The sequence below is a fragment of the Ruminococcus difficilis genome (genome assembly GCF_016680995.1).
Genome location: NZ_JAEQMG010000010.1, coordinates 16,629 through 43,475, shown reverse-complemented (window position 1 = coordinate 43,475; position 26,847 = coordinate 16,629). Strand labels below are relative to the sequence as shown.

19 protein-coding genes and 1 tRNA gene are annotated in these 26,847 nt (G+C 48.5%); 4 read left to right on the top strand and 16 right to left on the bottom strand.

What is annotated here, in order from left to right; genetic code table 11:
- Window positions 1–262 precede the first annotated feature (262 nt).
- From JKK62_RS00395 to JKK62_RS00385, 3 genes are all read left to right on the top strand, one after another.
- Window positions 263–6,283: a pullulanase X25 domain-containing protein gene (locus tag JKK62_RS00395; RefSeq protein ID WP_186833584.1), complete on the top strand. Its 6,021-nt coding sequence runs from the start codon at window positions 263–265 to the stop codon at window positions 6,281–6,283.
- Between the two features lies 1 nt (window position 6,284).
- Window positions 6,285–6,464 carry a hypothetical protein gene (locus JKK62_RS00390; protein ID WP_186833583.1) on the top strand — a complete coding sequence of 60 codons (180 nt, stop codon included), beginning with the start codon at window positions 6,285–6,287 and terminating at the stop codon, window positions 6,462–6,464.
- A 112-nt stretch (window positions 6,465–6,576) separates the two neighbouring features.
- On the top strand, window positions 6,577–7,629 hold the full coding sequence (locus tag JKK62_RS00385; RefSeq protein WP_186833582.1) for a leucine-rich repeat protein: 1,053 nt from the start codon (window positions 6,577–6,579) through the stop codon (window positions 7,627–7,629).
- Between the two features lie 47 nt (window positions 7,630–7,676).
- Here JKK62_RS00385 and JKK62_RS00380 read toward each other — a convergent pair whose 3' ends face one another.
- The 16 genes from JKK62_RS00380 to JKK62_RS00305 all read right to left on the bottom strand — a co-directional run bounded on the left by JKK62_RS00380 (window position 7,677) and on the right by JKK62_RS00305 (window position 24,869).
- Window positions 7,677–8,666, bottom strand: coding sequence for a leucine-rich repeat protein (locus tag JKK62_RS00380; protein ID WP_201426511.1), 990 nt, complete (start codon window positions 8,664–8,666; stop codon window positions 7,677–7,679).
- A gap of 134 nt (window positions 8,667–8,800) precedes the next feature.
- Window positions 8,801–8,944, bottom strand: coding sequence for a hypothetical protein (locus JKK62_RS00375; RefSeq protein WP_186833580.1), 144 nt, complete (start codon window positions 8,942–8,944; stop codon window positions 8,801–8,803).
- Between the two features lie 12 nt (window positions 8,945–8,956).
- Entirely contained in the window at window positions 8,957–15,010 is a 6,054-nt protein-coding gene (locus JKK62_RS00370; RefSeq protein WP_186833579.1) for a fibro-slime domain-containing protein, read from the bottom strand.
- Window positions 15,011–16,523: 1,513 nt separating this feature from the next.
- Window positions 16,524–16,757 (bottom strand): 30S ribosomal protein S18, encoded by a 234-nt coding sequence (rpsR, locus tag JKK62_RS00365; RefSeq protein WP_186833578.1) that lies wholly within the window; start codon window positions 16,755–16,757, stop codon window positions 16,524–16,526.
- 149 nt (window positions 16,758–16,906) lie between these two features.
- The gene (locus JKK62_RS00360) at window positions 16,907–17,407 is read right to left on the bottom strand and encodes a single-stranded DNA-binding protein (protein WP_186833577.1); all 501 of its coding nucleotides are present in this window, start codon (window positions 17,405–17,407) and stop codon (window positions 16,907–16,909) included.
- A gap of 54 nt (window positions 17,408–17,461) precedes the next feature.
- Window positions 17,462–17,860 (bottom strand): 30S ribosomal protein S6, encoded by a 399-nt coding sequence (gene rpsF, locus JKK62_RS00355; RefSeq protein WP_186833576.1) that lies wholly within the window; start codon window positions 17,858–17,860, stop codon window positions 17,462–17,464.
- 352 nt (window positions 17,861–18,212) lie between these two features.
- Window positions 18,213–19,085 (bottom strand): YitT family protein, encoded by an 873-nt coding sequence (locus JKK62_RS00350; protein WP_186833575.1) that lies wholly within the window; start codon window positions 19,083–19,085, stop codon window positions 18,213–18,215.
- Between the two features lie 67 nt (window positions 19,086–19,152).
- The gene (locus tag JKK62_RS00345) at window positions 19,153–19,539 is read right to left on the bottom strand and encodes a Mini-ribonuclease 3 (RefSeq protein WP_186833574.1); all 387 of its coding nucleotides are present in this window, start codon (window positions 19,537–19,539) and stop codon (window positions 19,153–19,155) included.
- Between the two features lie 187 nt (window positions 19,540–19,726).
- On the bottom strand, window positions 19,727–20,992 hold the full coding sequence (gene obgE, locus JKK62_RS00340; protein WP_186833573.1) for a GTPase ObgE: 1,266 nt from the start codon (window positions 20,990–20,992) through the stop codon (window positions 19,727–19,729).
- A gap of 138 nt (window positions 20,993–21,130) precedes the next feature.
- Entirely contained in the window at window positions 21,131–21,415 is a 285-nt protein-coding gene (gene rpmA, locus JKK62_RS00335) for a 50S ribosomal protein L27 (protein ID WP_186833572.1), read from the bottom strand.
- A gap of 4 nt (window positions 21,416–21,419) precedes the next feature.
- Window positions 21,420–21,737: a ribosomal-processing cysteine protease Prp gene (locus JKK62_RS00330; protein WP_243411701.1), complete on the bottom strand. Its 318-nt coding sequence runs from the start codon at window positions 21,735–21,737 to the stop codon at window positions 21,420–21,422.
- The gene (rplU, locus tag JKK62_RS00325; RefSeq protein WP_186833571.1) at window positions 21,737–22,045 is read right to left on the bottom strand and encodes a 50S ribosomal protein L21; all 309 of its coding nucleotides are present in this window, start codon (window positions 22,043–22,045) and stop codon (window positions 21,737–21,739) included. Before rplU ends, JKK62_RS00330 begins: the two co-directional genes overlap by 1 nt.
- A 451-nt stretch (window positions 22,046–22,496) precedes the next feature.
- Complete coding sequence (gene folD, locus JKK62_RS00320; protein WP_186833570.1) at window positions 22,497–23,345, bottom strand: bifunctional methylenetetrahydrofolate dehydrogenase/methenyltetrahydrofolate cyclohydrolase FolD; 849 nt, start codon at window positions 23,343–23,345, stop codon at window positions 22,497–22,499.
- Between the two features lie 4 nt (window positions 23,346–23,349).
- Complete coding sequence (gene lgt, locus JKK62_RS00315) at window positions 23,350–24,207, bottom strand: prolipoprotein diacylglyceryl transferase (protein ID WP_186833569.1); 858 nt, start codon at window positions 24,205–24,207, stop codon at window positions 23,350–23,352.
- 63 nt (window positions 24,208–24,270) lie between these two features.
- Window positions 24,271–24,621, bottom strand: coding sequence for a four helix bundle protein (locus JKK62_RS00310; RefSeq protein WP_186833568.1), 351 nt, complete (start codon window positions 24,619–24,621; stop codon window positions 24,271–24,273).
- A 164-nt stretch (window positions 24,622–24,785) separates the two neighbouring features.
- Window positions 24,786–24,869 (bottom strand) — tRNA-Leu (locus JKK62_RS00305).
- Between the two features lie 180 nt (window positions 24,870–25,049).
- Between JKK62_RS00305 and ade the strand changes: the two genes are divergently transcribed.
- Window positions 25,050–26,771, top strand: a complete 1,722-nt coding sequence (gene ade, locus JKK62_RS00300) for an adenine deaminase (protein ID WP_186833635.1) — start codon at window positions 25,050–25,052, stop codon at window positions 26,769–26,771.
- Window positions 26,772–26,847: the final 76 nt, after the last annotated feature.

The following is a 26,847-nucleotide window of genomic DNA, read 5'->3' as shown; positions in this document are numbered from 1 at the left end:
ATTTGTAGGGGAGGGTCTTGACCATCTCGTATCAATCGGGTGTGGGAAGAGACCACCAAATGTAGGGGAGGGTCTCGACCCTCCCGTATCAATCGGGTGTGGGCACAGCCCACCAAAGAGGCGCCATTCATTGGCGGAGGTATGCCGGAGCATATGCCCGATCACCTCACTGATTCACCATCCGCTGACGGTTACACTGCACACATCTTCCGATCCGCATTTTGACGGTAACACGAACGTAACGAAAGGGAGGAATCTTTACATGAAACAAAAGACCAACCGTTTACACTTCAGCACGCGCACGCTCGCGATGGTGCTGAGCATCGTCATGCTCATCGGCTCTATCGCTACCGGCTCCATGCTGAATACCTTTGCCGCGTATCTGAAGGACGCCGCCGCCAACAGCGACGCTGTCTCTCAGGCTGCCACCGAGGGCGGCAATATCGCGCTGAACGCGATCCCCTCACAGGATGCGGATGCGGCAAATATCACAGATAATAATGACGCAAAAGACGCGCCCGATCTTTCCGGTTTTGAAGAGAACGAGATTGTCCGCAGCATGAAGGATGATCTGGCTGATACCGGTGCTAAGACTGATTTAGCTTCTACTGGTGATTGGGATACTTTGGGTAAAAACTCTATATACATGAAGGGCCCTGGTGAATCCAGCTTTTCAATGTATGCTAAAACTGATTCAAGCGGTAAGATGACTTTTACCCTTAATTCTTCCGGCTATTATGAATGGTATTTACAAGCTGATTATGGCGGTAGTAAAACCTTTAGATTAAAGGGTGGTGATGCACAACCTTCCGGTGCAATGGGTGATACTACTAATTATTATGCTAAATTATCCACTGGTCAGGGAGGAACTGGCGGAGAAAATTATTATATTTATTTTTCTGCCGGTGAATATACTATTCAGTATAATGGTAACTGGGATAGTGGTAAGCAGATTGAGTATACCTTTACCCGTAAACTCGTTCAAATTTTCGGCGATTTAACAGGTTCGTGGTCCAATACCAAGAAAGATATGTCTTATGATTCGAGTTCAAAAAACTATTATTATGAAGTAACCGGAGATAATGACAGATATTATAAATTTAAAGTTGATTCCAGTGATCATTATTCATGGGAAAACAATTTCGATTTGGTAGGAAACGGGTTTGACGGTTCTACTGATGCGAAAAAATATAGTGCTACAACAGATTCAGATAAGAGTGGTAACGCATTTAAGGTTAAGCAGGATGCCGCGGTGATTTATCGAATTTGGGTTAAAGATAATAAAACTTGGGTTACATCAACTGCCGTCTCTACAGATATCTATACTGTTGTCGGTGCTATGGGTGCGACTGATCAAGCTGATCCCGGTATCTTTGGAGAGGGAAACTCATGGAAAGTTGATGCTTCCAGTAACGACTTGGTATATAAATCGGATGGAACTTACGAGAAAACGTATACGGTTACTGCGGCTGACGCGGGTACGATATACTTCAAGGTAGCTAAGGATCACGCTTGGACTGAAGCTTGGCCTTCCGCAAACCAGACCTTCAAGATCAACAGTGATTCTACATGGGTGAAGTTCTCGTTTAATCCCACCACTCATGAGATCACTGTAACACAGGATGGAAACGGAACCGGCGGCGGCGGTTCGACCTCAAGCGACTGGATCGCCGGTGATAAGTATACTTCCACCGGTAAGCAAAACAGTTCGCAGAAGGTCGCCAACACCCCGATTATCGGCTCTAATACCAGCACTTATAAGTTTGTTTGGGCTGACAACGATAACGGTCCCGGTAAAAGCGGAACCACTCCTGTAAGCACCGTGGCAAACGGTACCAGCGGAAACATTGGTTACTGGGCTGACTTGACTTCTACCATAAAAGGAAACGGCGATGGTAATTTCTTCTTCGCTTTATCTAATAACGACAGTAACAGCGGTATTCGAGGCAACAAGAGCGAACAAATCAACTGTGTGACAAAATCTGCGGGCACTTCCGTCGATATTCATGATTCACAAGGTAATACCGTTTTTGTTGTTGAAATGAAGGAACGCAGCGAAACAAGCGGCAACGCTCATTTTATTCTTCTCAGAGGCTTTAAGTGGGAAAAGATCACCAACATCGGCGTTATGGCTTATTATAACAACAGCTCCGTCGACTATCAGTTCTACTTCAAAGAGCCGGGTTCTTCCGAAGATGAAGAGACGGTAGAGAAGGTCAATATCTACGCAAAGAACGGCGCGCTGCGTGATAATACCTTCAATCGCTTTACGAATCTCGCGGATACGCAGATCCTCGGCGATGCCAGCAACTATGCCGAAACCGACGTATTCTCCTACACAGAGGCTACGGCGTCCGGCGTTACCACTTATAGCACCATCGCGGCTTATAACACAGCCCATCCGAATGACCAGATCGTTATCACTCACAATGTTGCCGGCCCCAACGGTATCAGCGACTACGATAAGATGACGAACGTTCCTGTCGGCGCAAAGATCAAGATCCAGACCACCTTATCAGATAACGCCAGTGCAGCCGGCAGCTTCGACAGCAAGGCGTTCAAGGTGACGCATTATCTGAAAGCGTATACCTTCAACGGCGTCACTTATCAGGTGCATGATTATGACGCGAGCGGCGTCTACACCGAGGAGTGGACAGTAGAGTCTGTCAATACCGCGAAAATGAAGACCGAAAACGGTCATAAGGCAATCGAGGTCACGCCGATCTACTATCTGGCAGATACGAGCAACGTCAAAACCTTCTATATTGACGGTTATGACGGTTCCGTACACGGTCAGTGGGGTAATATGCTGAGTGTTTATCCTTACTATGAGGGTAAGTCGAACTCTGCGAACGCCTTCGGCGGCTATCCCGGTCAGCCGATGTTGAAATGGGGCGGTAAGTACCAGATGCAGATCCCGCTGACATCTGACGGCACCGCTTCAGGCGCGCAGGTCAAGGGTGTAACGCTGCACAACGCCTACTGGGATCTGCTGCACAGAGAGTTGGATACACAGTGTAACTCCAGCAGCCACTGCCAGACCTACGACTATGATGACTTCTATAAGCTGAACAAAGAGAAGAACCCTGATACCATCATCTTTGACTTCAAGTACAGAACAACCAAGGATAACTACGGCGATGGTTTCGATTACACGAATTACACGTTCGCTTCTTCAGAATCAACTGCTCAGGCGTCTACTTACACCGGCAGCGGCTACAACGGCGTAGAACTGTTGACCGACTACTTCGGCAGACAGGTCGACGTATTCGGCACGCTGATAAATGACTCCGATAAGTCTGATTGGCATGATGCAGATGCAGCAAACAGCATTTCAGAGAACCATGTTCAGGATAAGGAACTTTTGATCGTATCGACCGGTTATAAGGATACCTACGTCGGTGAGTATGCTACCATGTGGGCTGTTTATGCTCCAAGCGCCGGCTACACCAAAAACGGCGACGCCGCAAACAGCTTTATCGGGTATATTTCTCCCTCGATGCTGTATCTGAACAAGATCGATCGTGTCAACCAGTACACCGGCGGTACGCAGACGTCAAGCGGTCGTATGAGCTGGGGTGATTCGACGAACAAGGGTTCTGTCTATACCTATAATTATTTGAAGGAGCACTATACCGGCGTTCCCGCGCTGATCTCTTATGAAGAAGAGATTTGGAACGACTCTAAGGATAAGGCGAACCGTTCCGACGGCAGATGGTACTATTCTAACAAGGACGACAAGATATCTGCAAATATCAAGATCCAGTATGGTCCCGCGTCTAACCTGAATGCTACTGTCGACGCCGGCAATTGGACGGATGATCCGTTCTCGACCACCGCAGGCGTAGGCGGCGAGCAGAATATCGGTACCAGCACCCTGTGCTCCGCGTACTTCACCAATACTTCTCCGAGCCTGTACGGTAAGACCGAGTCAGGAGAACAATTTGCCGACAGCTCTAAGAAATTCACCTTTGAAGCGCAGGCAAACGGCGCGTATATGTTCGCCGGTTGGGTACGTTACAGCAACGGTAAGTACTATGATATCTCCGCGAAGGAGATCGCCGAGTCCGATATGTCCTCGAACGATACCTATATCGCTCGATTTGTTGAGGCGGTATCCGGCTCGCTGTCCATCCAGCACGTTGTAGAAAAAACCGGCAGCTATACCGGTGACGGTACTCCCTCTGTGACGGTTACTGTTAAGAATGGTAGCACAACAGTGTTTACAGATACAAAGGCCGATGGCTCTAAGATCGATATCTCTAAGTACATCAACACCAAATATAGAAATTATACGATCGATATCAGACTGAGCACAACGCCTGATGAGGATTGTACGCTGGAGGAGATCACCTCCAGTGTCGGTAACTTCTCAGCCGGTACCATTACCAATAACACTGCTACCGTCGGTCAGTTCACTGTACAGCAGGTTCTGGATTCCGGTGCAACCACACTTCGTTACGTATCCCACCTGACGCGTACTGCGATCACTTACAACTACAATATCACTTATACGTATGAAAGCCGTTTCTGGGGCAATCAAACTTATAGTTTAAGTGGTACTTTAGTCAGCACCAATGATACGCAGATGGCAGGAATTGTCAAAGGAACAAAGAAGGGAACAGCGAGACTGACAACGGAATTCCTCTATAACCATACACCGTATGAGAAGAACTTCCGTCAGAAGATCGCATGGAATCACGCAGAGGCAAATCAATCTGTAACCGGTTCCGGTACTACCTACACGATCACTGCTAACGTAGGCTCTACCAATACGGTAGATGACCGCGTAACAGCTGAGTTTATGTTGCCATATAAATATGATACGAAGGCTAACGGCTATAGTGCGTTAGCGATCGATAAGTATGCTTCAGCGGAATCTACTACTGCAAGCGGTACGGAGATCGTTTTTGATGACAAATCCTATGAGAGCGCACCTATTACCACTCAGGCGTATAAGCTCTTCACCTATGACGGTACCTCCGCAATCGGCGGCAGCGATTCACATGCTTCCTATATGCCGCTGGTCGAGGCTGCTCCGTATGTGGTTAAGAATGCTACAGTACATCGCAATATGACTTATAAGAAGAGATATCTGAATGCCGGCGTCGTTACCGAGAACGATACCAACTATTACTACTTCACCTATAATAGTATCAGATACTTCTATAAGAACTTACCGCCTACTCATTTGGATTCTGATCGCGCGCTGACTGAAAATGATAAGGTCACATACTATAAGACTGATGATAACGGTGACAATATCTCTTACACTTATAGTTATGCGTTGAACCTGAGCGGCACGACATATGCTGATAATGAGGATGGCAACGCTACCCGTCCTGCCGTTTATTACTGGGACTTCGGAACCGGTGAAAAGGGTCAGTATTGTGTAACTCATGAGCATTATGAAGACGACGGTATTATCACAGGCACCGGCGATAAGAAATACTTCACCCGTTGGGATATCTACAACAGCTCCGGTGATTATGTAGCCAGCACATATTATAAGAAGTTCAACTACACCGGTTATGAGAACTACACCGTTATCCCGATCTATGAGTCGGATAGCGAAACCGTAGCACAGGACAGCGATAAAAACGCCAACAAGGTTCCCACCATCAACTTCCTCGGCGACACCCGTAACCAGTGGAACAACAACGGCGGCGGTACTAACAGTGCCAGACAAGGCGACAAGCTGATGACAGACTTCGCGATCTCCTTCGATTACTACGAAGATGAGATTGCTAAGATCAAGAACAGAACTCAGGATTCCGAGAACGGCAAAGACATCCGTATCGGAATGTTGATCGAGCAGATGGGTGAACTTGACACAGCCGGCGGTAAAAAGATCACGGATCCGTCCTATTATGCGGATAAGTATAAGAGCAGTTATACAGCTGCTACGATCAGTTCCATCGAAACTGCGCTGAGTACTAACAGTAAGCCTACCGGCACCGGTGCCAACGCTATTGTCAACTCCAAGATCGCGGCTAATGTTAGCGGTTGGGGCAGATTGTTCACAGACACTACCGGCGATATCGGTAACAACCATACCGGATTAGCTCCGATCGACAACTATAACCGCTTACAGTGGTACTACACCTTCAACAATATTTTTACATCAAACGGCAATCCTACAAACGATAAGAATTATGTCTACAGAGCTTCTGCTTATCTTATCGAAACTACAGCGAGCGACACCAAAGTCACGTTATCCACTACACCGGTCTACTTTACGCTGTATGATCTTGCCAATAGACAGTTAGGAGAGTTGGATTAAAATGAGAAAAGAATATAATACTCCGACATTTGAGGTGGTTGTATTCAGCCTGAGAGACGTTATCATGCGATCTGATGCTGAGAACGTCGGCGGCGGCGGTACCGACGTCAGCGACGGCGGGTTCGGCGTGGACGATGGTTTCGGCAACGGCGGTTTTGACGTCGTCAGCGGCGGTTCCTAAACCACAACCTATCGATTCTATTTGTTAACCTATAATTGAACATTACAGGCAGTCTTAGTGCTGCCTGTAATGTTATTTCAATGAAACGCTCTTATGAAAGAAGGGTTAGGTCATGAAATCTCTCATAAAAGTATTTGCTGTATTTTTATCGATCATACTTATCGTATTATGTACAACAACAGCATTTGCGGTCAGTCTGTATGTTGACGGCGACTATACCTATGCTGATATTGACGATTACAATGTTTCGCTATACGCGTACAGCAGCGAGAATTCACTGCTGACAGTGCCTGCTGAATTCTCCGGACGAAATATATCGGAGATTTATCCCTATGCGTTTGAATACAATACTGATATCACAGGGATTGATTTCTCTCAAAATAATAATCGAATGAGGATCATCAATACAAAGGCATTTAACGAGTGTACTGAACTGAGCGGAGATTTGATTCTTCCTTCTTCGATCCGCACGTTAGGGTTTGCCGCTTTTCAGGGATGTGTCAAACTGGCATCGTTGACCGTAAACTATGGTGTAGCAGAAATACCGGCACAGTGCTTTAACCGTTGTTCCGGGCTGAAAAATATCATTCTTGCGCCAAGCGTGGAGAGTATCGGCAATCTGGCTTTTGCGAAATGCTCATCTCTCGAATCGGTATATCTCCCGTCCTCAGTAACATATATCAGCACCTCTGCGTTTAACGACAGTGCTCCGACGTTGTATGTATATTATGATAGCTATTCTCATCATTTTGCGGAAGAGAAGGGCTTTCGATATGTTGTACTAAACCCTCCGGTTGATCCGACAGAACCGCCTACAGAAGCTCCTACCGATGCTCCGACTGAGCCGGTAACAGAAGCTCCGACAGAGCCTGTCACGCCGACTGAGGAACCGACGATCGCTCCGACTGAGGCTGTAACGGAAGCTCCTACCGAGGCCTCCGGTTATTATCTCGGCGACGTCAACGGCGATAACACTGTGGACGTCATCGATTCGACCTTGATCCAGCGTTATCTGGCGTCGGTTGCTTATCCTGACACCTGCGTCATGATGCACGGTGATGTGGATGGTGACGGGGTCGTGACGATTCTCGACGCGACTTATATCGGCAGATATAACGCAAGAATCGAAGTGCGCTATCCCATTGGCGAATGGCAAGCCGAATAAAAAGACATAAAATTAGAGCGCTTCTGCTGAGAAGCGCTCTTTTTTGATTATTGATTTTGAATCGGTTCATTGACCGGATACGGGACATCAATGCCCGCCAGATACCTCATGATGTATGTGACGTCCAGTATCGTGATCGTACCGTCGCCGTCAACGTCGCCATGCGCGAAGTTGCAGTAGGCGGGGTAAGCGACGGACGCCAGATAACGCTGCATGAATGTCGCGTCGATAGTAGAAACATTTCCGTCACCGTCCACATCGCCTAAGATAGCGACCGGCGCCTCAGTAGGAGCCTCTGTTACAGGCTGAGTAGGCTCGGCAGTCGGAGCTTGAGTGGGAGGCTCAGTCGGAGGTACAGGCGCATCTAAAAGAATAAACGGAATATTATTACTCACTGCATACTGATGGGCAGCCGAGTCGGTGTAAACGCCGAGGGTGATGGTATCGCCGTCAAAAGCAGTTTGAGCAATGGCGGTTACTGATGAGGGGATCTCAACATAACTCAATTTCGAACAATTTGCAAAGGCAAAAGAGTTAATTGTAGTAGTGTTGTTATTTAATGTAACTGAGTTTAGTGAAGTGCATCCATAAAAACAATAACTCGGTATTACTTCAGCATTTGAATTCATTGTGAGTGTTTCTATTGAAGAACAATCTCGAAAAGCTGATTCTTCAATCAGATTAACGTATGAAGGTATTTTTAATTCACCCGAGATACCTGAGCACCCCATAAATGCATATGATCCGATACGTTCAAGATTCAGTGCGTTTGAGAATTCAAGGAGTGTAATGTTTTTGTTGTTCATACAGGAACGGTTACTGATGTCGACAAGCTTACGTCCGTTAAGTGTATCCGGTACGTGGACCTCAGTTTTTGAATCTTCAATACCATAAAGCGAAACCAAATCATTATTGATATAAGTATAAAGAAAACCGTAATAATAATAGACTGATTCAGCATAAAACACAGTTACGGATGAGAAGATCACCGTAATACACAAGAGCACAAGGATAACTCTTTTAAAATTTATACTCATATTCATCACCAAGAGATTGAATAAATCAGGTTGTAATAAGCACAGGCAGTACAGAGATGCACTGCCTGTACCTATTGTATTATTCAGTATTTATTCTGTCATCAATTATATTTGATTGAGTGATCAGGGATCACTTAATCAAAATCGCCACCCCAAACGTCATTACCGCCATGGGTCTCCAACTCAGGTGCTTCTGTATACTTAGAAGCAGAAAGAGTATCTTTAGTTAACGAGAGTGAGATAATATCTATCTCCGGAGAGTAATACTTCTTTTTCAACACAATCCCTCCTTAATTCTTTTGACCATTTTGAATGCTGCCAATGTCATAGATTGTGAAATATGTTGCCTCATTGTTAACCTTTAAGGTAGTCCAATCAGGATTGCCGCTAGTGCAATCAACAATATAAGCATAGGCTCTGAACACTTTAAAATGGTTATTGGAATAAGTGCTAGCAAGCTCAGGAAGAGTAGTAGCATTATACGCAACAAACGATTTGTTGTTCAAACCAAAGTAATACTGGATTCTGTTCTTGTTATCCAATTCTCTTGCATCAAATTGAGCTGTCGCGAACTGATAGCCAGAAGTACTGCCGTTGTTACTGAGATATTCTTTAATCGCATCAAAATCAGCAGACGAAACATAAGCGCCATATTGTGTTGCGTACTCAGCTTCGGTTTGTGTGCCTTCAGTCGGATCAACTGTACCGACAGGCTGGATAACTAGACCGACCTTCTTCGTTCCGAAATCCAAGAGATTCAGCTGCTGATTACCCGCGATATTATTGTATGAAAGCAGGAAATCAGAGTAGATACGGTCGCCCGCACCCTTACGAGAATTGTCAATTGTTCCACCGCCGTTATGGTTGTACTGGTTACGAGAATTCTCGATGAACGCAACAGTGATCTCGTTACTTAAGTTTTCTATTACAGGAGTCACTTTACCCATTGTATCTTTATTACGCATAACATCCGGATCAAATCTCTCGTAGTTATCCCATGAAGACGGACCGGAGGGCATATCTGACTCAGACCATCTGGTAGTGCTGTATACCGGTTCGATCGTGCAGTTCTGGAAAACAGTCAGGTTGAAAGAAGCATCATAGCAACGGGTATATTCCTTAGCTGCGCTCTTGTAGGATGACTCGGTCTTTACACTCCAATATTGGAAGTAGTAAGCCTGTTCACCATCATAATAGATCAAAGCGGGCTTGATGAACGTGGGTTCAACATCAGTACTGGTGTCTTTAGGATTCCTCTTTCCGGTAATGTTGACCCAATCGTGAGAATAGACCGTAAATGTCATCGAAGTCGTGTCGCCGGAAGATGCTTTATTTACTTTGTTGTTTCCATCTACAACAGGTGTGCAGTATGTTGAAGGAGAAAGCGCGTAAGGCATAACAAAGGTAGCATTTACCTTTGTCGGATTAGCGTCAACAGTCACTGACATTTCATACAGACCGGATGAAGCAGTGGAACCAAGATGAGAAATTGCCGCGGTAGAGAAGTCATATTCGGTTCTGAAATTCTTCTCATAGGGAGCGTTGTTGTTGACAAGAGTTTTAAAGAACGACTCTGTCTCCGAACCGGAAGATTTATCCTTTCTGTCAAGAATAAGACTGCTGTATTCCATGTATTTTTCCAGTTCGTAGTCAGTAAAGGTACCTGTATACGTATAGCTTTGATTACCGTAAGTCTTGACATAAGCCGGGTAATTATATGTGATTTGGTACTTGAATTCAGGCTTTTCTACCTCAGAGAAGTAATCCAGTTCATTTGTTTTTAATTTACCGTTAGTGAATAATTGGTTAATAGAATAAGTATTGACAAGAGTATACTCTTTATGATCGGAGGAGTGAGTCTTTGTAGATTGAGAGGAATAAAGACCTCTGTGACCCTCTGAACCATCGATCATGTAGTAATTCTCTCCGCTCGCTGTCTCAGTAACGCCATCCTGAACGGTATATTCCTTGAAATTGTAGAAATCAGCAAGGGGAGTCCTCAACGTGACTCTCAATTTATTTGATGAATCGGAAACAAGATATGTACCGTTAACGGTCAAGGGACCGTTTTTTACTTCATCAGAAGTATATTGTGGTTGATCATTGCTGTTTAATATTTCATACTTAACATAAGTGCTTGCCTTGGTACCGTCATCGGAAAGATTGTTCGGGTGCAGTGTATGGGTCAGGATCAGCTGCTTGGAGTTATTTACGGTAGCGGTCTGATCTTTATCACCCATCATGAAGGTAACGCCTTTTTCGTTGCCGGTTAAGTCTTCGGTCAAGACCGTATCACTATCTTCGTCCAGAACCGTAGTACGGATGTAGTTATAAGAGGTGTTACCGCTCAGATCCTCAACGACCTTGATCTCGGTATTCTCAGGAATACCGCTCAGCTCGATGTATTCGTTAGCCGCGAGAGTAACAGCGCCGGTAGACGGGTTAAGGTTACCGTTGATCTCGTCACCGTTTTTGTCAACCTTCTTATAGAATGCGGGGTAAACGATATAATTATTCGATCCCGGGAACTTGAAGAGCACCTTGATCGTGAATTGCTCTGTATCATCCGTACCGGTGATCGCCTTCCTCAGGGTGAGCGTATGAGCGCGCATCATGTTCTCAAAACGCGCACGCAGTCTCAGGTTATCCAGAGCGCTCGAAGAAGGAGCGGACTCGGAGAATTGGAACGCGTAATGATCAACAGCGCCGTCGGAGGTCTTTGTGATATAAGTATCCTCCGCTAACGGCTCAGTGGTGCTCACCGCGTCGTCGAAGAGAAGCAGCTTCTGATCATAAGTATAATAGTCGGTGGTTTGCGGGGTCTCGGTCAGCCTGATATAGTTACCATTATCAAATTCACCAAGGAAGTTGACGACACGGTCGTTGACCATATCGTATTTGCCTGCGGTGCCGACCGTGTTATTCGTCGATTCGGAACCGATGGTGTAAACCTTCCCCTCGGCGGTTGAATAGCTGGCGCCGCCGTTTGTACTATACTCCTGAATGAAGGAGAATTTATCCTGATTGAAGGATTCTTCAAACAGCGTCTTACCGGATTCACCGATATTATTTCTATCGGTGTTAGCGGTAAAGAAGCCGGAGTTGATGCGGGTAGAACCGTTCGCACCGTTTGTTCTGACCTTCTTCTCGGTTCTCAGCAGGTTGGGGATCGCATGGAAGGAGAAGCCGAACTTGAGGTTGGAATCGAACATACCACGTTCCATGTAATAGATGGTCATAGTGTGGATGGTGTTCGGGTTGGTGTTGTTGAACCAATTAAAGTTGGATGTCATAGCAGCGCCTGTAACATTGGTTGAAGTAGCTACAGAGCTAATAGCGGCTGCAGTATCCATAGATGCTTGCTTCGTGTTGAAGTTAATGGAACCGGTTGTTCTGCCGTGGGCGCCGCCAAGGTCAAGAACGAGCTTATCATCAACGAATACCCAAAGGTCATCGTCACCGGAGAAGTCGAAGGTCTGTGCAGAACCATCTTTGTTCAAACCATTCTCATTCAGGGTGAAAGGAATCTCCAGCTTCATACCAAAGCCAAGGTCTTTCGCTAATCCACCCTTATTTGCATAATCAAACGGGAAGAAGCCCTGTTTGTTCTCCGTGGTACCGCCGGACCATGCCGCATCATTTGCGTAATAATCAATGTTGGCGGTATGCTTATTCTCGGTTCTATCGATATTGGTGATGTATGCGTTATCTTTACCACCTGTGCTGTCATACTCGTAATAGGTATGACCTTCGGTTAATGTACAACCGGATAAACTTGTATCTAACGATGTATTAAACTTTCCTTTATCAGGGTTCCCCCCGGTCCATCCAGTGAATTTTACTTTATTTACCGCTGAACTGCCGGAAAGTGTTAATGAAATATCTTCAGATTGGCTCCATACGGAAAAACCAGAACCATGGGTATTATTTCTGGTAATAATCACCTTTTCCGCACCATTAGGAATATCTGCTACATAATCTGTTCCGGAACCGGAAAACTCCCTCCAAGTACCGGACAAATTTGCTCCCCAGAAATATGCGTCGAATACTGCATTGTCATTTGTCCAAGTTCCTCCGGTAGGATCAAGATGGAGTTTTGTGATACTACTAACAGTTTGACCAACATTTTCTTCTTTCCTTACGGGGAACGACGGAGAACGAAGAATGGTAGCAAGTACTTTACCCTTATCGTTTTCACCGGAAAGGAAGTCTTCATCAAACATTGCCATTTCCGCGCCGTTGGTTCCTGCGTAGTGGATCGTAGAATTTGTCATGGTGCTGCCTGCTAACCCTGTAATAGCGGTAGAGGCAGGATGTAAATTGATCGAGTTATTAGTGTTTAAGTTGAAATTCCAATAATAATTATTGGGGTATCCGTTGTTATATTTATCCGTAATAACAGCGCCGCCGCCATTATTGGTGTTCAAGTTACCAAAGTACAGAGGCTTATCTACAGAGAAATCATGAGCATATTCACTCAAAGCATGATTGAGCTCTTTATAAGGATTCCATTTTGTTGTAGACTGATCCGCATTTGAACCATTCGTATAATCTTTCGGGTTATCGTCGCTGATATCGGTAATCCATTCGCCGTCCACTTCGCTATCGACATAGTAGTCATAGAAGGTAGCGGTGATACCGGTGTAGATGTTGGGGTTATTCTTGATCGTATCACCATCAGAAACGGTATACTCGTTGGTTCTGGCAACATACTCGCCCCATGTGCCGCCGCCTGTTGTAGTCGTCGGATCGCTCGCATTTATGGGAGTATACTTGGGCTTGTTATTATATGTATCCCACGGGATCGTCAGCTCGCCGGTGCTGTATGATGCGGGGTTGATGTAACCGATAAAGAAGATCTTATCTACCGCATAGGGAACCTCGATGGAGTAGGTGTTGGTGTTCGCGAGCTTGGTCATACCGGTACCTGCCCAGGGACCGAGCGGCTCAAGACCCGTAGAGGTTTTTGCGTACGCGAAGACGTTCTCGTATCTTGTATAGTAGTTATTGAAGTATACGGTTCTCATGTTACCGCTCTGATCAGTCAGTGTAAAGCTGATAGCCGTAGCGGGAACATTTACCGCGGGCATCGTGAATGTATACTTCGTCGCCGGGCCAGTAGGTGCAATAACCGAGCCGGTGACTGTGCAGGACATATTGTCGCACGTATAAAGGCTATCGGGCGTCACATTGATCGTGATACTTGCGTTGGACGGAAGATCGGTCAGCGTACCGCCCTCGTTGATGGTCGTGCCGTTGTAGGTCGCCTTGACAACAGCGTGCTCAACAGTCGGCAGGCTGAAGGTATAGGTAGAGACCTCTTTGATACGGATCTTCTTGCTGCCGTTATCGATCTGGATTGTATATTCTTTGGAAGATGAACCGGCAGTAAATTTAAAAGACTTTGTACTGTTCTTTACTAAGGATACTGATGTATCCGCGGAAAGAGTATAATCCTCTGATGTAGAATTGTTACCGGAATACTGTGTGGTACCCTGAGAAACTCTGAAGTAATTATCACCTGTCCAACTTACTGTTTTTTCATAATAACCGGTAGCATTATTATAGGTGAAAACAGCAGAAGAAACAGCAGCAGTCCAAGAAGGACCTTCAACTAAATACCAGTTATTATCGGCAATCGCTGCAGAAAGGGCATAGTTAGTGGTTCCGTTAGAATGAGTAACAGCTACAGTAATCGAATCAACAGCGGTACCCAAAGAGAATCGAGCAAAATTGTAAGGATTATTGTTCTGTTTTCCGCTGCTGCTGAAAGCAGTACCGGATGTGGAAACAGTAGCATTACCGCCCTGTGACCACATATTGGTAACACTGCTACTTGAAGAAATACCGATAAAATAGTTTGTACCTGTTTTAAAGCCACCGGTCAAACCAACCTGAGAAGCAGTGAAGGTAAACGTATCGTTGGTGCTGGTAACATAATTCGACCAGTTAGACGGATTATCTGTAGTTGCGAAGAACAAATAATGAGTATCGGCTCCGGTTTGAGAAACATCTGCGTCCGCGCCGGTACCGGCTAAATCATCCTTCATACCACGGACGATCTCGTTCTCTTCAAAGCCGGAGAGATCGGGCGTGTCTTTTGCGTCATTATTATCTGTGATATTTGCCGCATCCGCATCCTGTGAGGGGATCGCAGATTTAGCGATATCGCAGCCCTCGCTGGCAGCCTGAGAGACAGCGTCGCTGTTGACGTTATCTTTCAGATACGCGGCAAAGGTGCTCAGCATGGAGCCGGTAGCGATAGAGCCAATGAGCATGATAACGCTCAGAATCATCGCGATCGTGCGCGTGCTGAAGTGTAAACGGTTGGTCTTTTGTTTCATGTAAAGATTCCTCCCTTTCGTTACGTTCGTGTTACCGGTCAAAATGCGGATCGGAAGATATGTGAAGTGTAACCGTCAGCGGATGGTGAATCGGTGAGGTGAGCGGGCAAATGCCGCATGACCTCCGTCAATGAATGGCGTCTCTTTGCGGTTGAGATTGCAACCCTCCGGCACTTCGTGCCACCTCCCTTAGGAAAGGGAGGCTTAAAGTGGTTGAGATTGCCACGGGATAAATCCCTCGCAATGACAATTTCAATAAATGAGAACTGATTTGATCCATCAAATGTCCTGCGGGAACTGACCTTTGGGCTGTGATCAGGGATGACGATGTAAAAATGAATCTCGCTTGAAGTTTTCAAGCTCGGTCGATTGATACAATCCCTCAGTCACCGTCCGGTGACAGCTCCCTTAGCAGTGGCGCTAAACCAATCGCAGAAGATCTGCTTTTGGAGCGCTGTTGCATGGGAGTTATAGACCAAATTAAAAATTTGGATAACTCCTCATACCAAAGGGAGCCTGATACCTGATTTTGTTAAATTTACCGTTTTTGTGCAGATTGCACAAATATTGGCAAATCAGCCCTTCCGCCTGACATCGCTTGTGTTACACCCCGAGACTCATTTCTCAGGTAACCGTAACAGCTTAAAATATACTTGCCTGTGTGTGAAAAACAGCTGAAAATCAAAGGATTTAAGCCGATTTTCACGTGTTTTGCGTACCGTTTATGCAGCATATATTCAGTATATATTCAGCATACGATGAATACGCGATATTTCTTTAAATTAGACGATTGAATTATTATGCTTTTGTGCATGTTGCACAAAATGACGATTCTATGTACGGGATTTCAGTAGGTACATTATTGGTCATTTTGATGCGTTTTTGCTACAAAAGGACATACTAACCCTTATCATCCAATTATTGATATTAGTATTATATCAAATCCGAGTCAAATAGTCAATAAAATGTTACAGTATTTTGAACTAAAATTTACTTTTTGTGCAAGTCGTACAGAGAATTGTGGGTAGTTTCGTGAAATACAACAATATGTGGTGTTTTTGCGGGGGAATCGGGGATTTGCCTGAGTGTGCGTCCGGAGTGGTCGAGAGAGTGTATGATCGGCTGAAAATGCATCTCGTCAACCCTCCGCCTCTGTCGAGGCACCTTCCTCGCCGGAAACGGCTTCTTCTGCGAAGACAGCCGACCCTTTTGTCCGCTTCGCGGACATTTCCCCTAACAGGGGAATCTCCCCTTGTCCTTCGGACATTCCCCCAACGGGGGCACCTTAGGAAAGGGAGGCTGATAGAAAAAGCTCCCTGCGTGAGGCGATGCCATTCAGCTTACATAATGTGAAAATGGTATTTCGTCAACCCTCCGGCGCATGACACAAGTGTCAGCGCCACCTCCCTTAGGAAAGGGAGGCTAATAAAAAAGCTCCCTGCGTGAGGGAGCTTTGATGGTAGGTTATTCGGTTGAGATTGCCACAGTCCTTATGGACTTCGCAATGACAATCTTAGTCCGAAGTATAAGGTAAAAGAGCCAGCTGGCGCGCACGCTTGATCGCGGTGGTCAGGTCGCGCTGATGCGCGGCGCAGGTACCGGTAACGCGGCGGGGCAGGATCTTAGCGCGCTCGGACATATAGCGGCGCAGACGAGCGATATCTTTATAATCGATATGCTCAACCTTATCTACACAGAAGCCGCATACCTTACGGCGGCGTCTGTTACCCATAGGTCTATCAGCCATGTTGGGTTCTCCTTTCGTAAATTAGAGATGTGTAGGGATGAGTCGGTCATCCGCGGACGAGCAATGCTCGTCCCTACATTAGTTTCATTTCAAATATGACAACCCTCCGCCTCTATCAAGGCACCTCCCTTTGGAAAAGGAGCCTGATTTTAAAACGGCAGGTCATCATCCAAAGGCATTGCCTGGAAGTCGTCGGCGGAGCCTGCGGAATACGCGGCAGGCTGCTGCGGCATTGCGGGAGCCTCGGGAACTACCTGAGAACCGCCGTATGCGCGCGTGTTCGCGGCAGGAGCCTGTGAATAACCGCCGCCATAGGTGCCGGCAGTATCACGGCGCTCACCGGTGAAGCTGACGTTATCAGCCACGACCTCGATCGCGGTGCGGTTCTGTCCGTCCTTCGTCTGATAATTGCGGGACTGGAGCTGACCGTCTACGGCGATGAGAGAGCCCTTGGAAAAATTACGGCATACAAATTCCGCCGAGCTGCGCCACGCGACGATATCAAAGAAATCAGCCTGACGCTGCTCACCCGCTTTGACGTAGTTGCGGTCGACCGCGATACGGAAAGAGGTGACGGAGATGCCTGTATTGGTTGTCTTTAACTCGGGGTCGGCTACTAAGCGACCCATCAAAATTACTCTGTTGATCATGATGTAATCCTTTCGTTCCGGCTGTACAGCCGTAGTCACACTTTATTCGTTCGATTATTCTGCGGGAGCTTCGGCAGCTTCCTCAGCGGGAGCTTCCGCGGGAGCCTCAGCGGCTTGATCAGCTTTGGGCTCTTCTTCCTTCTGAACAGGGATCTCGGAACCCTCGGGCTTGCGGATGATCAATGAACGGATTACGCCGTCCGTGATCTTGTAGATACGATCCAGCTCAGCGGGGAACTCAGCTTCACTCTCGAAGTTCATCAGCACATAGTAACCCTCAGACTCTTTGTTGATCAGATAAGCCAGCTTGCGCTTGCCCCATTCGTCAACACTCTGCAGAGTAGCGTGCTTCTCGATGAGAGCCTTGAACTTCTCGATGAGAGCCTGGATGCCATCCTCGCCCTGCTTCATTGAAAATACCATTACGGTCTCGTAATTAGCCTTCAATGCCATGTTTACACCTCCTTATGGACTATTGGCGCCGTACCAATCGATACGGCACAAGGTTTTCAGTTATGGGCATACTTGCACACATAACATGAGTCATTATAGTGGAAAAATCAGGATTTGTCAAGGGGGCACGTGTGCTTTTTCATGCTTATTTATTAACAGTTATCAAAACAGCAGCCTCACCGAGTTCGACATCAATAGGAAAGGCTGTCCCCTCATCCGTCACCTTTGGTGACACCTTCCCCCCGAGGGGAAGGCTTTTTGATATCAAATCTCCCCTTGGGATAAACCTCAGAAGTGTGATATTGGATAACACTTCATCCCAATGAGAGAATTGGTTTATCGCAATGACGATTTATATTGAAAAGCCCAATCCGGAGATCGCGGTGGCGGTGGTGGTGACGATGAAGGCGGTGGGGTCGGTATCGATGACGGCGGAATTGACGCGATAGGCGTCATGCGGTCGGACGGCGCATAGGATCACACCCTTAGGCAGATGGCTGTAGCCGCCCCGCGCCGAAAGCACGGTCACTCCCCTATTTACCCTGCCGGTAAGCTCAGCGGCGACTTCATCGGGTAAGGCGGTGATAATGATCATCAGCTTGCCGTTATCGCGGGACAGTCCGAACACGACCGCGTCGATCAGCTTTGACGAGGTAAAGATCGCGATCACGGCATAGAGGGCGTTTTCAAGACTGCCGTAGACGATCGCCGACATCGCGACGACGACCGCGTCGGATAGCAGCACGATGCTCCCGATGCTGAGATACGGCAGCTGATGGTTCAGATTACGGGCGATGATATCGGTACCGCCCGTACTGCCGCCGCGCAGGAAGATCAAGCCGAGTCCGACGCCCGATAAGATCCCGCCGAAGATGGCGGCGATGATCAGATCACCGTGATAAGCGAAACGGAACAGTGAGAACAGGTCGATCAGCAGGGATACCGCGGCTGTGATGATCATCGTGCGGATGATGAAGCGCCGACCGCTTTCGATCGCTCCCCAGATCAGCAGCGGGATATTGAGCAACAGCGCGGTCGCACCGATCGGAAGGTCGAGCAAATGATTCAGCATGGTCGCGAGACCCGTGACTCCGCCGGGAGCGATCTCATTGGGCGCGGTAAAAAAAGAGACCGACAGAGCGTAAACGGCGGCGCCGAGGATCATCACGAGATAATCCAAGGTGTACCGTCGGCAAAGGCGCCGTACTCTGTCGGTTAAGTTCATGGGATCACGCTTTCGGTTTAATAGGGGCGTTGAAAACGCCGCGGGAGGAGCAAGCCCCTCCCCTACATTAATCGGTTATAGTATTAATTATAAGCGTGAAAAGTTCATTTATGCGTTCCTGTCTGCCTTTGAGGTACAGCCAGCCGAACAACGCCTCCATACCGGTGGCGGCATGATAATCGGATAATGTCGAATGCTTGGACGCGGAGTTGACCTTGGCGTTTCTGCCGCGTTTATAAACCTCGACCTCTTCCTCGGTCAGATGCTCCATGAGCCGCTTCATGAAAGCCGCCTGACTCTTGCAGTTGACCAGATCGACCTTCATCTTGTTCAGCTCGCCGACATGAGAAGCGCTGTGGGTCACGAGATACTCGCGCACCAACAGATCGTATACGCCGTCGCCGATGAACGCGAGATTCAGCGTCGGGATAGAATTCAGTGTTTTATCATCCATCTTCATCACTCATTATTTTATAATAGTCATTGCGAAGGGCGCAAGCGTTAAGGTTGAGATCGCCACGTCGGAACAAGGTTCCTCCTCGCAATGACAATCTGAATTGCGCCCTGTGGCAATCTCAACATCTCTAAATCGTCATTACCACAGCTCGAACACGCGTGTTCGGGACTTCGAATAGACTGATTTATTCAATAAAATCAAATTCCAGATCATAAATCGAGACGGTATCGCCTTCCTGACAGCCCGCCTCACGCAGTTTGTCGATAACGCCGGACTTCTGGAGCAGGCGCTCGAAGTAGGATAAGCCGTCGTAATCGTCGAAGTTGATGCCGCGCAGGATCCGCAGCAGCCACTTGCCTTCGACCATATAAACGCCGTCCTGTACGGTGATCCTGACCTCGCCGAACGCTTCTTCATCCAGCTCGGGCATCGGCTCAGGCTCATACACCTTGATGGGCGGGAGCTTACTGAGCTCTTCGATGATTTGATTCAGCAGCGGATCGACGTCGTAGCGGATCGCCGCCATGATCGGGAAGAATTGATAGCCCTGATCCTCGACCCACGCCTTGAAATCAGCGATCTGTTCATCGGTGGCGAGGTCGCATTTATTGCCGACGACCAGCATGGGACGCTCGGCAAGCTCGGGGTTGAACTTCTTCAACTCCTCGTTGATGACGCGGAAATCCTCTTTGGGATCGCGCGCTTCACTGCCGGATACATCGACGATATGCACGAGCAGTCGACAACGCTCCACATGGCGCAGGAACTGGTGACCCAGACCCGTACCGTCGGCGGCGCCCTCGATCAGACCGGGGATATCCGCCATGACAAAGGATACGCCGTCGCCCATCGACACCACGCCCAAGGTGGGATTGATGGTGGTGAAATGGTAGTTGGCGATCTGCGGCTTCGCCTGAGAAACGACCGAGATCAAAGTGGACTTGCCGACATTGGGATAGCCGACCAAACCGACGTCCGCCAAGAGCTTGAGTTCTAATGTGACCTCGAATTCTTCACCGGGCAGACCGGGCTTCGCGAATCGGGGCGTCTGGCGGGTCGGGGTGGCAAAATGCTTATTGCCCCAGCCGCCTTTGCCGCCCTTCGCGACGATGACGGGTTCTTTACCGGAGAGATCCGCCATGATGCGGCCGGTAGCGGCATCCCTGACCAATGTGCCGACAGGGACTTTGACGATCAGATCGTCTGCCGCCTTGCCGTATTTTCTGCCGCCGGAGCCGTTGGCGCCCTTTTTGGCTTCAAACTTACGCTTATAGCGGAAATCGGCAAGGGTGGAGAGATTGGAATCCGCGACGAAGATCACGTCGCCGCCCTTTCCCCCGTCGCCGCCGTCGGGACCGCCCGCCGCAACATATTTTTCGCGGTGAAACGCCACGGCGCCGTCGCCGCCGTCACCGGCTTTTATCGTTATTTTCGCTTTATCTACAAACATGATGAAACCTCGTTCTGTAGGGATGACCATCGGTCATCCGCGGACGAGCAATGCTCGTCCCTACAACATTTCGATCGGCGGGAGCAAGCCCCCGCCCTACAATAAAAAAGGGCGGTATTTGAACCGCCCCAAAAGTCATTACTGCTCGACAGGATAAACGCTGGCGCGCTTTCTGTCCTTGCCCATACGCTCAAAGCGTACTACGCCGTCAACCTTAGCGAAGAGAGAATCATCGGAACCGCGGCCAACATTGTTACCGGGGTGGATGTGTGTACCTCTCTGCTTAACGAGGATATTGCCGGCTAATACGAACTGACCGTCAGCGCGCTTAACGCCAAGGCGCTTAGACTCACTGTCACGACCGTTCTTTGTTGAACCCATACCTTTTTTATGAGCGAACAACTGCAGATTTATTTTAAGCATTACCTTACACCTCCGAATTAGTTATTATCAAATACTTGGGATAGTCCTGAGCGATCGCGCTCAGATGAAGCTTCAAGCCGTCGAAAAGATCGCGGCACCTGATCGCTTCTTGTTCAGTCTTTACTTTCAGCATCATATCGCCGTCTGCCACCTTCAGCTCAGGCTCGAGATGAATCACATCCGTCACCGTGTTAGCTGTCATATACGCCGCGGAGCTGACCGCCGCGCACAGGATCTCGGGACCCTCGGGGTTGATATCCGAATGACCGGTGATATGAAAGCCGTAAACAGGCTCATTGCCGAAGAATTCGACCTTGATCATCAGGCGTTGATCGCCTTGATTTCAACCTTAGTGTAAGGCTGACGGTGACCCATCTTTCTCTTCTCACCCTTCTTGGGCTTGTAGGTGGATACATAGATCTTCTTCGCCTTATCGGTCTTGATGACCTTGGCGGAAACCTTTGCGCCGTCAACATAAGGTGTGCCGGCCTTGATACCGTCGTCGGTAGAAACAGCGACTACGTCAAACTCTACGGTAGCGTCATTCTCCGCATCGAGCTTCTCGATGTAGATGACGTCGCCCTCGCTGACCTTGTACTGCTTACCGCCGGTCTCGATTACTGCGAACATTTTATCATTCCTTTTACTTAGACTCGCTACTCCCGGGTGGCGGCAAAGCTGCTTTGGAAAAGCATTGTACGCGCACTTAATAAACCCACAGTATGCGGCTTATATACTATATCATAAAGGATTTTGCTTGTCAAGAAAAAGTTTTAGCCTCCCTTTGGGAAAGGGAGGTACCGAGGTACGAGGCGGAGGGATTGCATCAATTGACCGACCGAAGGGAGATACTTTTGCAATAATAACGAGGTAATATAATTGTGATACTCGCTTCGCTCAAACAATTCAATACAATCCCTCACCCGCTCTCATTCGCGGGAGCCTCCTCGCCGGAAGCGGCTTCTTCTGCGAAGACAGCCGACCCTTTTGTCCGCGCTGCGGACATTTCCCCTAACAGGGGAATCTCCCCTTGTCCTTCGGACATTCCCCCCCAACGGGGGTACCTTTACCAAAGGGAGCCTCATTTCTTCTGGATATGATACGCCTTTAAGGTGTTCTGCATCAGCATGGCGATAGTCATGGGGCCTACGCCGCCGGGTACGGGCGTGATGTAGGAGCATTTTTCTTTTACAGAATCAAAATCAACATCGCCGCAGAGCTTGCCGTTCTCGTCACGGTTCATGCCGACGTCGATCACGACAGCGCCGTCGCCCACCATATCGGCGGTGACGAACTTCGCTCTGCCGACTGCGGCTACCAGAATATCCGCCTGTTTGGTAAAGGACGCGAGATCCTTGGTGCGGCTGTGGGTCATGGTCACGGTGCCGTTCTCGTGGAGCAGGAGCATGGACATCGGCTTGCCGACGATATTGCTTCTGCCGATCACGACGCAGTTCTTGCCCTCGACGGCGATATCATAATAATGGAGCATTTCCATAACGCCCGCGGGAGTGCAGGGCAGGAAATCGTAATCGCCGATCATGATCTTGCCGACATTGAAGGATGAGAACGCGTCAACGTCCTTTTCGACGGAGATCGCGGCGATGACCGCCTTATCATCGATGTGCTTCGGAACCGGGAGCTGGCAGAGGATACCGTTGACGTCGTCACGACCGTTCAGCTCCTCGATCAAAGCGATCAGCTCATCCTGTGTGGTCTCGGCAGGCAGGGCATATTCGAGCGAACGGAAGCCGACATATTCACACGCCTTCTTTTTGTTATTGACATAAACGCGGGACGCGGGATCGTCGCCGACGATGATCACGGCGAGGGTGACCTCGTTGCCGTTCTCTTTCAGAACCGCGACCTCATCACGGATCCTGTCCTTTACGCTTTGCGATACTAATTTACCATCGATTAACTGAGCCATATGATTAACCTCTTTTCTTGGATTTTTTATGTCGTTTCGGAAAGGTTCTCCCTTTCATGCCGTCGTCCTTTTTGCGGTTGACGATCAGCAGGATGATACCGACGATCACCAATACCGCGGACAATACCTGGGATACCCGGATATCGTAGCCGAATACCTGAAACGGCAGATACAGACTGTCGGTGCGCAGACCTTCGACCACGGTGCGCTCCAAGCCGTACCATACCAAATACAGATAAAAGGCCTGTCCGTGATACTTCTGGAATTTGCGGTTGAAAATGAACAGGAACAAGAATCCCAGCGCGCACCATACCGATTCATACAGAAAGCACGGATGCACCCCTACCCCGCCGGTATTCTCACTGACCATGCGGAACACATTATCCGTGGGTGTGCCGAACGCCTCCTGATTGAAGAAGTTGCCCCAGCGTCCGATCGCCTGACCGATCAAAAAGCTGGTCATGGTGATATCGAGGATCGGCAGAAATTTCATCTTGCGGATCTTCGCCATGATCAGACCGCCGACCAGCGAGCCGATGATTGCGCCGTAGATGGCGATACCGCCGTCACGGATGTCGATGATCTCACCGGGATGCGCCGAGAAATAATCCCATTTGAAAAAAACGTAATATGCACGCGCGCCGATGATCGACGTGATGATGCCGACGATCACGCAGTCGATCAGCTTATTGCGATCGACGTCATAGTGACGGGCGTTGAAATAGGCGTAGGTCACCGCCAGGATCAGACCGATCGCGATCAGGATGCCGTACCAGTATACATTGAACGAGCCGATCGAAAAGGCTACGCGGTTGATGGGCAGGTCGTTGATCCCCAGCCCGGGAAAAGATACATGAAACATGGTTTACCTCTATATCTTTATGGTAGACGGGTTTAAGTCCCGTCAGTCTATGGTAAAAGTGAATCAGGATTCTTTTGCCGTATTGATAGAGGCGATCAGAATCCGTTTGATCTCAATACAATCACACAAAAGAGAATCAGCCATTTTCTCATCAAGGTAATCCGATTTATGAAGAACATGCAGCCAATACTCTGTTTCAGCCGTTTCCTTTAACGCAATGTGCAGCTTAACGATAAAATCAGCTTTGCTATTACCGTATTGAGCCTCATTGATATTCGCGCCGATAGAGGTGCCGCTCCTCAAAATCTGTTTTGATAAAACAGATTCATGCTGCGTTTTCACCAAATAACGATGGAGCTTTACGATACGCGCTCCAAAATCGATTGATTTTTCAATCAAGATATTTTCTTTCATCAGCTCACCGAATCACACATCAATCATTATTCATTCTTCAATATTCAGTTTTCAGTCTTCAGTTAGAAAACCCTGTCAAACGAGCTTAAAATTGAAGACTGAATACTGAAAAATGAAAAATACAAAGCAAAACCCTGCCGACTAAATCGACAGGGTTTTTGCTTTGGTGCGAGTGACGGGACTTGAACCCGTACGTCAAAGACACACGCCCCTCAAACGTGCCTGTCTGCCTATTCCAGCACACTCGCATATCGAACAGTCGAATTATAGCATTATTCTTTTCAAATGTCAATACACTAATTTTATAAATACTCAATTTTCATTTTTACTGATCAAACAATTTGACATATTCACTAAAAAACATTGATAAACCATAAAAAATATGCTATGATAATATGAAAACATACAGCGGGCAAAGGAGGAATATGATGAACCTCAAAAGAATCATTGATGTAGCGATGGGACGCGAAAAAGCGGATCTCGTGCTCAAGGGCGCGAGCGTGCTGAATGTCTTTACCGAACAGCTCGAGCATAAGGATGTGGCGATCTGCGACGGCATGATCGCGGGTCTGGGGCTTTATGACGGCGTTGAAGAAGTCGACGTCAGCGGCAAGATCATCGTCCCGGGCTTTATGGACGCGCATATGCACCTCGAGAGCACCCTGCTGACCCCGGCGCAATTTGAGAGAGGCTCTCTCCCCCGCGGCACGACCGCGGTGATGGCGGATCCGCACGAGATCGCCAACGTCGCCGGCACCGAGGGGCTCGACTATATCATGCGGCTTTGTGAAGACCTCGATATGCACATCTACTTCAACCTGCCCTCCTGTGTGCCTGCGGCGCCGCTCGAAGAAAGCGGTGAAACGCTGGAGGCTGAGGATCTCAAGCCGTATTATCAGCGTAAAAATGTCCTCGGACTTGCCGAGATGATGAACTCCGTGGGCGTATGCGAGGGTGAAGAAGCACTGCTCAACAAGCTCGCCGACGCCAAGGAATTCGGCGGGATCATCGACGGTCACGCGCCGTTCCTCGGCGGCAAAGACCTCAACGCCTATGTCGCGTCGGGCGTCAGATCCGACCACGAATGTACCGACGCGACGGAAGCGCTTGATAAGCTCGCGCGCGGACAGTGGATCATGGTGCGCGAGGGTACGGCGGCGAAGAACCTCAACGCCCTGCTCCCCATCTGCAAGCCGCCCTATTGTGACAGGGCGATGCTGTGCACCGACGACCGTCATCCCGAGGATCTGCTCAGGGAAGGTCATCTGGACGCGATCATCCGTAAGGCGGTCAACAAAGGCGTCAAGCCCGCCCACGCGATCAAGATGTGTACCCTCAACACGGCGACCTACTTCGGCTTGAAGGATTACGGCGCGATCGCTCCGGGTTATCACGCGGATCTCGTCGTGCTGAGCGACTTCATCGACTTTACGGTCGAGCAGGTCTATATCGACGGCAAGGCGGTCGCGAAAAACGGCGCTGTCCTCAACGACAATGTCAAGCCGATACCCGACTGCGATAAAGTCCTGCGCTCCTTCCATATGCAGCCTGTCAATGTCGAAAAGCTGTATCTGCCCATCAAGGAGCGTCAACGCGTGATCGGTCTCAAAAAGCGCGAGCTGCTGACGGATGAGATCATCATCCAGCCGACCGAGCACGGACTGAACAACAACGGTATCGATATCGACCGCGACGTATTGAAGGCGGCGGTATTTGAGCGCCATCACAACACCGGACACATCGGAATCGGCTTCATCAGCGGCTACGGCATCAAGCGCGGCGCGATCGCTACCAGCGTCGCTCACGATTCGCACAACCTGATCGCGGTCGGCTGCAGCGATGAGGATATCGCGGCGGCGGCGGAAGCGGTGCGTGAGATGGGCGGCGGGATGGTCGTCGTCGACAACGGCAAGGTCATCGAATCACTGCCCCTGCCGATCGCGGGACTGATGAGCACGCTGACGATCGAAGAGGTGGAAAAGCGCGTCGATCAGCTCAAAGAAGCCGCGTCGGAATTAGGCGCGTCCGCCGACATCGACCCCTTTATGACCCTTTCCTTTGTGAGCCTGCCGGTCATCCCGGTCATCCGGCTCAACGGCAAAGGCGTTATCAATGTCAACCGACAGGAGATCGTGGAAGCGACGTTCTAATAAGGTTTTTCCTGTTGAACAGAATACAAAAGGAATTGACAGCAACCCTCCGTCACTTCGTGACACCTCCCTTAGG

Bases quoted from the DNA above. Each gene is read 5' to 3' on its own strand.
- JKK62_RS00370 (WP_186833579.1), bottom strand. From the start codon at position 15,010: ATGAAACAAAAGACCAACCGTTTACACTTCAGCACGCGCACGATCGCG.
- JKK62_RS00330 (WP_243411701.1), bottom strand. From the start codon at position 21,737: ATGATCAAGGTCGAATTCTTCGGCAATGAGCCTGTTTACGGCTTTCAT.
- JKK62_RS00390 (WP_186833583.1), top strand. From the start codon at position 6,285: ATGAGAAAAGAATATAATACTCCGACATTTGAGGTGGTTGTATTCAGC.
- JKK62_RS00380 (WP_201426511.1), bottom strand. From the start codon at position 8,666: ATGAGTATAAATTTTAAAAGAGTTATCCTTGTGCTCTTGTGTATTACG.
- JKK62_RS00345 (WP_186833574.1), bottom strand. From the start codon at position 19,539: ATGGATGATAAAACACTGAATTCTATCCCGACGCTGAATCTCGCGTTC.
- rpsR (WP_186833578.1), bottom strand. From the start codon at position 16,757: ATGGCTGATAGACCTATGGGTAACAGACGCCGCCGTAAGGTATGCGGC.
- rpsF (WP_186833576.1), bottom strand. From the start codon at position 17,860: ATGGCATTGAAGGCTAATTACGAGACCGTAATGGTATTTTCAATGAAG.
- rpmA (WP_186833572.1), bottom strand. From the start codon at position 21,415: ATGCTTAAAATAAATCTGCAGTTGTTCGCTCATAAAAAAGGTATGGGT.
- JKK62_RS00310 (WP_186833568.1), bottom strand. From the start codon at position 24,621: ATGAAAGAAAATATCTTGATTGAAAAATCAATCGATTTTGGAGCGCGT.
- JKK62_RS00350 (WP_186833575.1), bottom strand. From the start codon at position 19,085: ATGAACTTAACCGACAGAGTACGGCGCCTTTGCCGACGGTACACCTTG.
- folD (WP_186833570.1), bottom strand. From the start codon at position 23,345: ATGGCTCAGTTAATCGATGGTAAATTAGTATCGCAAAGCGTAAAGGAC.
- lgt (WP_186833569.1), bottom strand. From the start codon at position 24,207: ATGTTTCATGTATCTTTTCCCGGGCTGGGGATCAACGACCTGCCCATC.
- JKK62_RS00395 (WP_186833584.1), top strand. From the start codon at position 263: ATGAAACAAAAGACCAACCGTTTACACTTCAGCACGCGCACGCTCGCG.
- ade (WP_186833635.1), top strand. From the start codon at position 25,050: ATGAACCTCAAAAGAATCATTGATGTAGCGATGGGACGCGAAAAAGCG.
- JKK62_RS00385 (WP_186833582.1), top strand. From the start codon at position 6,577: ATGAAATCTCTCATAAAAGTATTTGCTGTATTTTTATCGATCATACTT.
- rplU (WP_186833571.1), bottom strand. From the start codon at position 22,045: ATGTTCGCAGTAATCGAGACCGGCGGTAAGCAGTACAAGGTCAGCGAG.
- JKK62_RS00360 (WP_186833577.1), bottom strand. From the start codon at position 17,407: ATGATCAACAGAGTAATTTTGATGGGTCGCTTAGTAGCCGACCCCGAG.
- obgE (WP_186833573.1), bottom strand. From the start codon at position 20,992: ATGTTTGTAGATAAAGCGAAAATAACGATAAAAGCCGGTGACGGCGGC.